At 37.6% G+C, this 7,875-nt stretch carries 10 protein-coding genes, 1 rRNA gene and 1 pseudogene; 5 read left to right on the top strand and 7 right to left on the bottom strand.

What is annotated here, in order from left to right; all coding sequences use genetic code 11:
• The coding region (gene zwf / locus AC1DUW_RS16770) for a glucose-6-phosphate dehydrogenase (RefSeq protein ID WP_477643013.1) at nucleotides 1-1,356 on the bottom strand (1,356 nt) is incomplete at its 3' end.
• Nucleotides 1,357-1,562: 206 nt separating this feature from the next.
• Here zwf and AC1DUW_RS16765 point away from each other — a divergent pair.
• Nucleotides 1,563-1,931 (top strand): winged helix-turn-helix transcriptional regulator, encoded by a 369-nt coding sequence (locus AC1DUW_RS16765; protein WP_477643012.1) that lies wholly within the window; start codon nucleotides 1,563-1,565, stop codon nucleotides 1,929-1,931.
• Nucleotides 1,932-2,695: 764 nt separating this feature from the next.
• Here AC1DUW_RS16765 and AC1DUW_RS16760 read toward each other — a convergent pair.
• Both AC1DUW_RS16760 and AC1DUW_RS16755 read right to left on the bottom strand, forming a co-directional pair.
• Nucleotides 2,696-3,097: a type II toxin-antitoxin system death-on-curing family toxin gene (locus tag AC1DUW_RS16760; protein WP_477643011.1), complete on the bottom strand. Its 402-nt coding sequence runs from the start codon at nucleotides 3,095-3,097 to the stop codon at nucleotides 2,696-2,698.
• 1 nt (nucleotide 3,098) lies between these two features.
• Nucleotides 3,099-3,344, bottom strand: a complete 246-nt coding sequence (locus AC1DUW_RS16755; RefSeq protein ID WP_048689328.1) for an AbrB/MazE/SpoVT family DNA-binding domain-containing protein — start codon at nucleotides 3,342-3,344, stop codon at nucleotides 3,099-3,101.
• Nucleotides 3,345-3,440: 96 nt separating this feature from the next.
• Between AC1DUW_RS16755 and AC1DUW_RS16750 the strand changes: the two genes are divergently transcribed.
• Nucleotides 3,441-3,701: a hypothetical protein gene (locus tag AC1DUW_RS16750; RefSeq protein ID WP_477643010.1), complete on the top strand. Its 261-nt coding sequence runs from the start codon at nucleotides 3,441-3,443 to the stop codon at nucleotides 3,699-3,701.
• A gap of 410 nt (nucleotides 3,702-4,111) precedes the next feature.
• On the opposite strand, the pseudogene AC1DUW_RS16745 reads toward AC1DUW_RS16750, so the two are convergent.
• Nucleotides 4,112-4,249: pseudogene (locus AC1DUW_RS16745) on the bottom strand (IS110 family RNA-guided transposase); the annotation flags it as partial.
• A 210-nt stretch (nucleotides 4,250-4,459) separates the two neighbouring features.
• Between AC1DUW_RS16745 and AC1DUW_RS16740 the strand changes: the two are divergent.
• From AC1DUW_RS16740 to AC1DUW_RS16730, 3 genes are all read left to right on the top strand, one after another.
• The gene (locus AC1DUW_RS16740) at nucleotides 4,460-5,266 is read left to right on the top strand and encodes an MOSC domain-containing protein (protein ID WP_477643009.1); all 807 of its coding nucleotides are present in this window, start codon (nucleotides 4,460-4,462) and stop codon (nucleotides 5,264-5,266) included.
• Nucleotides 5,267-5,915: 649 nt separating this feature from the next.
• On the top strand, nucleotides 5,916-6,122 hold the full coding sequence (locus AC1DUW_RS16735; RefSeq protein WP_477643008.1) for an IS110 family transposase: 207 nt from the start codon (nucleotides 5,916-5,918) through the stop codon (nucleotides 6,120-6,122).
• A 115-nt stretch (nucleotides 6,123-6,237) separates the two neighbouring features.
• The gene (locus AC1DUW_RS16730) at nucleotides 6,238-6,462 is read left to right on the top strand and encodes a hypothetical protein (RefSeq protein WP_477643007.1); all 225 of its coding nucleotides are present in this window, start codon (nucleotides 6,238-6,240) and stop codon (nucleotides 6,460-6,462) included.
• Here the strand turns inward: AC1DUW_RS16730 and AC1DUW_RS16725 are convergent.
• From AC1DUW_RS16725 to rrf, 3 genes are all read right to left on the bottom strand, one after another.
• Complete coding sequence (locus tag AC1DUW_RS16725) at nucleotides 6,433-6,564, bottom strand: hypothetical protein (protein ID WP_477643006.1); 132 nt, start codon at nucleotides 6,562-6,564, stop codon at nucleotides 6,433-6,435. The two genes, AC1DUW_RS16730 and AC1DUW_RS16725, sit on opposite strands and share 30 nt — an antisense overlap.
• Before the next feature lie 148 nt (nucleotides 6,565-6,712).
• Nucleotides 6,713-7,573: a tyrosine-type recombinase/integrase gene (locus tag AC1DUW_RS16720; RefSeq protein WP_477643005.1), complete on the bottom strand. Its 861-nt coding sequence runs from the start codon at nucleotides 7,571-7,573 to the stop codon at nucleotides 6,713-6,715.
• A 165-nt stretch (nucleotides 7,574-7,738) separates the two neighbouring features.
• Nucleotides 7,739-7,854: ribosomal RNA gene (gene rrf / locus AC1DUW_RS16715) — 5S ribosomal RNA — on the bottom strand.
• Nucleotides 7,855-7,875 lie beyond the last annotated feature (21 nt).

Here is a 7,875-nt window from a genome sequence, read left to right as displayed (position 1 = left end):
AAATACCTCCAAAATAGGTTGAACCCACTTCCAAGATAATTCAACTTCATTCCAGTGGGCAAAGAAAGTTGGATCGCCACGCAAAGCATCGAACAGTAAGAGCTCATAGGCTTCMGGTACWTCTTTTGCATTTGCTGAAAACGTCACCGTAACGGGCTCTATTTTACCGTTTAATGGGTTTTTTCTATTTAATTGTAAAGAAACACCTTCATTCGGACTGATCTCGATGATTAAWAGATTGGGGGCTGTTTGCTCTTTTTGKGACAYGTATAAATCCTTTAACGGATTTTTGAACTCAATCACAATACGTGTRGACTTTTCCTTCATTCTTTTTCCAGTACGGATATAGAATGGTACCCCACTCCAATAAGAATCATCAATCCACAAACGGGCAGAAACAAAGGTATCATTTGTTGAMGAAGCATCAATTCCGGATTCCTCTTTATATCCAACAACTGGTTCACCTTGAATTTCCCCTGGAYCATATTGACCACGAACCACGTGTAAAGCTACATCTTCTTTCTTCAATGGTCGTARAAACTCCATGACTTTMCTCTTCTCTTGACGRATATCGTTTGCGCTTATTCGTTTTGGAAGATGCATAGCTGTCATCATCAGTATTTGCAGCATATGATTTTGGACCATATCACGAATGGCCCCTGCTTGGTCATAATAACTTGCTCTTTCTTCTACCCCAACCGTTTCACTAGCCGTAATTTGTATATTGGCAATATATTGGTTATTCCAKAGCGCTTGWAACATRGGATTCGCAAATTCTAATGCTTCAAGGTTTTGGAYCATCGGCTTTCCRAGGTAATGATCTATACGATAAATTTCGTCCTCTTCAAACGTTTCACTTARTAATTCGTTCAGATTTTGGGCGGATTTCAAATCGTGTCCAAAAGGCTTTTCGATAATGAGWCGTYTCCATCCTTTTGTAGAGCCTAATCCACTTTTKTGGATGTTCGAWGTAATCACATCYACAAACTCTGGCGCAACAGATAGATAAAACAGGCGATTTTCTGGAATACTCAATTCTTCTTCACTAGTTTGAATCAAGTCAAGTAAGTTCTTATACCCTTCTTTATTCGTTACATCCAAAAGGCTATAGCGAAATGCATTAAGAAACTCTTCCGTTTTGGATGACTCATTTATCAAACGTCTAGAAAATGTTTGTATCGATTCTTTTACGTGTTTTTGAAAAGATTGATCAGACCATTTTCTTCTACCTAAACCAATAACCGAAAACGTGTTAGGCATTTTTTTATCTAAAAATAAATTATATAAAGCAGGAAATATTTTTCTCTTAGCTAAATCCCCTGTCGCTCCAAATAGGACAAAAGTCACAGAATCCATTTCCAACGTTTTTAAGACATCGAGAACATTCTCGTCTAAATCAATGTYACGTGGAACAGTTAAGTCATTCACTTGATCCCCTCCTATGAACGTATCACCTATATAGAAATTAGTATAACGTGTATAATATCTATGCGTAAGTACGCACTTCATATTCATATAGTGACAAATTGTATACCATTATGCTAGAAATGGAGGTGAAATTAATGGGACATCTTCGTGATAAGCCGTTTGACTGTGAAAAAGAATTGACACTTTCTGTTATTGGTGGTAAATGGAAAATGCTGATTTTGTGGCATCTAGGTAAAGAGGGAACAAAGCGATTTAACGAATTGAAGTCTCTCATGCCTGATATCAACCAAATAATGCTAGTTAACCAATTGCGAGAATTGGAAGAAGACCTCATTGTTCATCGTGAAGTCTATCCCGTTGTTCCACCCAAAGTGGAGTATTCACTGACAGAAAATGGAAAAAGTCTGATGCCCATATTAGAGTCTATGTATGAGTGGCGTAAAAACTATATGAAAAATACAGCTGCGAAAAACGATGGAGAAATCAACGAGGTTATCGAGTAGAAAAATCCTTTTTAGGGGAAACAGAAGATATTGGTTAGGGCCGAGTAATGTCGAAAGAAGAGATTGTTTATCTAGACGCACTCTGGTGGATAAACAACCTACACGAACGAATCAATACAAAAAACCTTGGTACAGAGACTTTAATAAAGGTTTCTGCACATGTTTTTCATAATTAATTATTAATGACTTCAGTTGGTAGCCGAAATCTTATTTGATTGAGAGTAAAATCTCGATCTTTTTTATTGTTGAATAAATCGTAACCAAGAATGCGTATCACTGAGGACCGTAAACATTACGAATGGAGTTGTAATTATCGTCGTTCGGTAGTGATGGCGGAGATTATTCCAAGGAAGTTGTAAATGAACCCGTCGAAAAAGTCAACCCAGGGATATGTTTTGTTAATAATCAGTAAACCGATTTAAACTTTAGGGACTTATTAGACAGCCCCCTTATCATATTTCACTGGTATTTTTTGAATTGAAAGTTCAAGATTTCGGACTTATTAAACTTCTTTTGGTCTCCGAACCTAAAAAAATATAATGTCTTATGTTGTTACATCTAATACATGTATGTATGTTACTTAGCCTCTTCTTTTTGTAAAGTAAATAACTTTCCCGCTTTTTTGTATAATCACTTTTTGTATTCCAAAACCCAACATGAATTTGCTGCATATTCCATCTTTACAATGTTATAAAACCAACCTTTGGTAAAGTCTTCATTAAAAAGACCGAATTGGGTTAAATGCTCCATGAATTTAGAACCTTTTATAAAGCCTTTATGTTCTCTTTGATGATTCTTGCGATAGATTTAAAATCATACTTATGGTTGACGACATCTAYAACAAAATCCTGTYCTTCTTCTATTCCCATTATCCATTGATAATGATTGATCTTCAGAAACATAATAAGGGAAGCGAGTGCTGTCCTCTTGTTTGCGTTGTGGAACGCATGATTTTTTGAAATGGATTCAAATAATGCTGCAGCCTTTTCATGAATAGATGGGTAAGCATCATTCTCGAAAACAGTTTGTCTGGGTCTGTTCACTGCAGAATCAAGGAGACCGGGATCTTTCACTCCGATTTGTTCAGTAGGAGAATAAACCTTTATTTGAATGGCATTGATAGCAATAATTTGATTAGTGGAAAGATAGATAATATCCAACGTCATATTATCTATCCACCAATCCCTTGAATGCTTCGTCATGTTCTTTAATAACATCTGATAACATTTCCATAAATTCTGCATCTACACCTTTAGGTAATTTCACATTTTTATTTTTCCTTAAAATGATTTCTTCACCCTTGAACTCAACCTCTAATTCGTCTCCAAAAGCTAAATTTGCAGTTTTCAACATTTCAACTGGAAACGTAATACCCAAGCTATTTCCTACTTTAGTTAATTTCCTAATGGCCATTATTCATTCCTCCTTCAAAAGAAAGTTATAATTGTTATTACTATTATAACATTAGTCTTTATGGTTTATACTACTTTTATCTGGAATCTGCTATTTTTGATAACACAAAAAAAGCTTGGAGATTTAGACCCTAAAAGGGACCATATTCTTCTAGCTGAACAACCTCCATTTATTGGAGAAGTCTTTCTATGGTCAACTGTTGCACTTGTTAAGCCACTCCAAGGTTCTATCTATATATTAATGGGGCTTCTTGTTATTGAAATAGGTGATCATATTCGCTTTACAGCCAAGTATGAGGTGGGAATAGCAATAGTTATGACAATCGTTGGTGTTTTGTTAGGGGTACTTTCCATTTAAAACTATAAGAATGATAAAATGCAGAGAGCTAATACTTTACAATAGCTCTCTCTTTTATTGGTATTGAATTCCGAATCACAGTTTAGCCTTTGCTCCCGTTGAGCAAAGGCTGCCACTATAATAGGGAGTTTCATACGATTTATTTCGAAGATCCCTCATACTCCCTAACCAACTTATAAAAAGTCGTCTTCTTTACGCCTATCTCCTGTATGGCCTTTACAGCTGTGATCTCTCCTGATTTCCATTGGTCATAGACTTGTTCAAACTCCTTCCGTAATGGTTGCCTTTGGTCGACCGAAAGCTGTGCCATTTTGTAAAGCCAATTTAATGCTCTCACGCTGCCGTTTTCGAATTCGCCCCCTTTCTTCTTCCGCCATCCAAGAAAGAATCTGAAAACAAGGTCGACAAAGAATTTCACTAATTACCTTTATGGCAAGCAGCTTCTTGGCAAAAGGTATTTGTTTAAATACATCCTTAACCTCTTTTTCCACTCTTTCGAGTTGTAGTACTGCGAGATCATACTCCTCTAATAATTGTTCCAAATGTATAACAATTTTCTCTATCGAATACTTTTTTCATATTCGATGTCATTTTTTAATCGTCAACGCCTTCAAGGCTTCCTTCCATGTCAAATCGGTGATTTTCCCGTAGTGATAAATTTGTTGAATATGCCGCCCTTTTTCTTTTGCTAATTTAGCATAAAACAATATACTTACAAATAAGACATACTATTTTTAAGTATAGAAAGGGTGAGTGGTATGACATCAGCAAAGGTTACTTCAATTTGGAGATACCCGGTTAAGTCGATGATGGGAGAGGAATTAAATGCATGTAAAATTACGGAAAAGGGGTTATTAGGAGACAGAGCTTATGGTGTAATTGACAATGAAACAGGCAAACTTGCTAATGCTAAAAATCCACACAAATGGCCAAACATGTTTCAGTATCGTGCAGCGTTTATTGACCCGCCGCAGGAGAATGCTGCAGTTCCTCCAGTAAGAATTACTTTTCCGAATGGCAGTTCGATTATTAGCACCGACGAGGAAAAAGATAAATTGCTTTCAAGCAGCTTTAATCGAAACGTTCATCTGTCTACTCCATCCTCAAGAGATGTACAGTTCGAAGGATATATTCCTGAAGAAATCGAGGAACTTGACAATAAAGGCTCGATTTTCACAAGAACTTCACCTGTAGGAACGTTTTATGATATTGATATCGTTCATATTATCACAACCTCAACGATAAATTACTTAAGGAAACTGGCACCGGAAAGCAGAATTGAGGCACGGCGGTTCAGGCCGAATATTGTTATTGAAGTTCCGGATAAGGAAGATTTTGTAGAAAATGATTGGATCGGCAAAACCTTAACATTTGGGAATGTGCAGCTTAAAATTTCTCAGGAAACAAAGCGGTGTGTAATGACAACATTGGCTCAGGGCGACCTTCCAAAAGATCCAAATGTATTAAGATCCATTGTGAGAAATAACGCCGGAAGCTTTGGGGTTTATGCTTCAGTAGTGAAAGCTGGAAGGGTAAGCATTGGGGACAGATTTGAGATTAATTAAATTATTACATAAACCAGTAGAGACTTACTTTGATGGGCTGCTAATATGGCAGCCCATCTTTTTATGAAAGAAACAATGAATTGAATTGTTAGGAGATTTTTCCTTATTCAGTTAACCTGCCCAGTTAGTTTAGGAAAAAAATCCACCAGATGGCAGGCCGGATCTTTAATCATGCAGCACAGACCAGCGCTGCACCATAGAGAATGAAAATCGTCGAAAACCGTCCATACTGATCCTAAGGCTGGGTGAGGAAGGTCGATGTACTATAGTGCCATTAGAGCCCACCTGTTAGTCTGACTCCAACGACCTCGGTGCATCACAGACTGTCGCTGCCTTAAGGGAAGCACTCATGGTAGATTAATCCTATTCTGGTTTTTACACCACCCTCTTATTTTTCGCCTAGGAAGGATGGTTTCAATGGAAGTTATTATTGAATGAGTATGCGGAAGGGATGTACATAAARAYAACATTACCGCCTGCATTATAACCCCCGAAAGGAAAGGAGATTCAAACATTTTCTACAAAAACGGAGTTTTTAATTCAWCTGATGGATTGGATTAAATCACATGGTTGCACTATGTCGCAATGGAAAGCACAGGTGTTAACGCACAACATATGAAACGGCCGAAAAACAGATGTCAAGGATGCTGTGTGGATCGCTCAATTTATTCGTCATGGGTTGTTGAAGGCAAGTTTTATATCTGATAGAAATCAGCGAGAATTACGTGAGCTTATACGTTATCGCAGAAGTATTATTGAAGAACGGACTAGACAGCATAATCGAATTCAAAAGGTACTGGAAGGTGCAACTATCAAATTAGGCTCTGTCTTATCAGATATTATGGTAGTTTCATAAAAGGACATGCTTCATGCGAAGGCAAATGGTGAGGATGATCCTGAGAAACTGGCAAACATTGCGCGACGTTCGATGAAGAAGAAAAAAATGATTTAATCCTTGCTTGAATGGGTATATGAATCCTCATCAACGCATGATACTCAAAACGATTCTAACACATATTGACTTTCTGACTGAACAGATTAAAAAACTCGATCAAGAGGTTGCCCAAAAAGTTAGTGTGTATCAAGAAAGCATAGAACAACGTATTCAATACTGGTATTGCCACTCGAATGGCGTACAAATTCTAGCTGAAATCGGAACGGACAGTTTATTTGTCTACATTTATTTGTTCATCTGATTTTTGGATGATTTCTTTTAGTTCTCCTGTATCACCTTTAGCATTAATAATTTCAAAGATCTCATTTAAGCCATCTGAGTTTTTTTCATCTTCCGTTTTCACTAAATCCCTCCTAATTGTGGTTATCTTTTAAGGTCTCCCAAATTAATAAAAAAAAACCTCCAAATAGGAGAGGGTGTAAAGGGGCTTATGGAGTTGCCTGGGCCTGGGAATACATCCCGATATACATCTAGATAGGCATGAAGGTTTACTACCTTTTACAATTATCATCAAAAGTATTTTCAATGGCTAATTCCAATTCTTCTTTTCCTTCTCCTACATAACGTTTGGTCATGTTCAAATCTTTATGCCCCATCAATTTTGAAACGGTTTGAAGGTCTATCCCCGAATCGATTAATTTTTGGCAAAACGTATTCCGCAGCTTATGGGGAGTCGTATTATATTTAGTCAGCATATATTGCACGGACCTTGGCGTGATGCGCTGATTCACACTGGATATGAAGATAGCTTCCGTTTCCATATTTAAAAATTCCTTGTATGCCCTGATCTTTTCACTAGCAGCCATGGAGAGTGGAATCTTCCTGTCTATATCCCCTTTTGAATCCCGGATGAGGATATATTGCCTGTCTCCCTCTTTTTGAATGTCGCTATGGTTCAAATCACAAAGTTCGGACACCCGGATACCCGTATGGATCAGTGTATAGACAATGGCAATATTCCTGAAATGCCCAGAGGCCTCGATTTCTTTTAAAAGCTCAGCTTGCTCAAGCATGTTCAGGGCTTCTGGCGGATCTTCTTTCTTTTCCTTTGCTTTACGGTCGATGTTGAGGACGATTTCGGGTTTATCAAGGAACCTGGAAAACATCGTAATGGCTGAATAATGTTTTTCAATCGTTCCTCCACTCTTATTTGACTGTTCCATATCGTCTAAATAGGTTTGCACGTGGGATTTTTCAATCACTTCCGCTTCTTCTTTAAACCATTGAAGAAACTGTGAGATGACTCCCACATAGGTTTTAATCGTACCATCGGATTTATTTTGACCCACTAACCATTCCGCAAAAGAATGAAGAATTTTTTTATTGTCCAGGATTTCTTCTTTACTAGTCATCGAGGAGCCCCCCTACCAAAATCATGCTATTAATAAGCCTTTCCAATACACGATAGTGGAATTTATACAAAAAAACCTTAGGAAAATCCTAAGGTTTAGAATGCGTAAATAGGATTTGAACCTGTTTATACGGGTTTATGAATCCTAATTAATGTGATAAACATTGCTTGGCGGCGTCCTACTCTCACAGGGGGAAACCCCCAACTACCATCGGCGCTGAAGAGCTTAACTGCCGTGTTCGGAATGGGAACGGGTGTGACCTCTTCGCTATCGCCACCAAACAATAAAGGAACGTTGTTCTC

Source organism: Peribacillus sp. P4_C12 (genome assembly GCF_056402095.1).
This window is presented reverse-complemented; position numbering and strand designations above follow the sequence as displayed.

What these genes read in the sequence shown, in the direction of transcription:
- AC1DUW_RS16765 (WP_477643012.1), top strand. Translation starts at nt 1,563, where the DNA reads ATGGGACATCTTCGTGATAAGCCGTTTGACTGTGAAAAAGAATTGACA.
- AC1DUW_RS16755 (WP_048689328.1), bottom strand. Translation starts at nt 3,344, where the DNA reads ATGGCCATTAGGAAATTAACTAAAGTAGGAAATAGCTTGGGTATTACG.
- AC1DUW_RS16740 (WP_477643009.1), top strand. Translation starts at nt 4,460, where the DNA reads ATGACATCAGCAAAGGTTACTTCAATTTGGAGATACCCGGTTAAGTCG.
- AC1DUW_RS16730 (WP_477643007.1), top strand. Translation starts at nt 6,238, where the DNA reads ATGAATCCTCATCAACGCATGATACTCAAAACGATTCTAACACATATT.
- AC1DUW_RS16720 (WP_477643005.1), bottom strand. Translation starts at nt 7,573, where the DNA reads ATGACTAGTAAAGAAGAAATCCTGGACAATAAAAAAATTCTTCATTCT.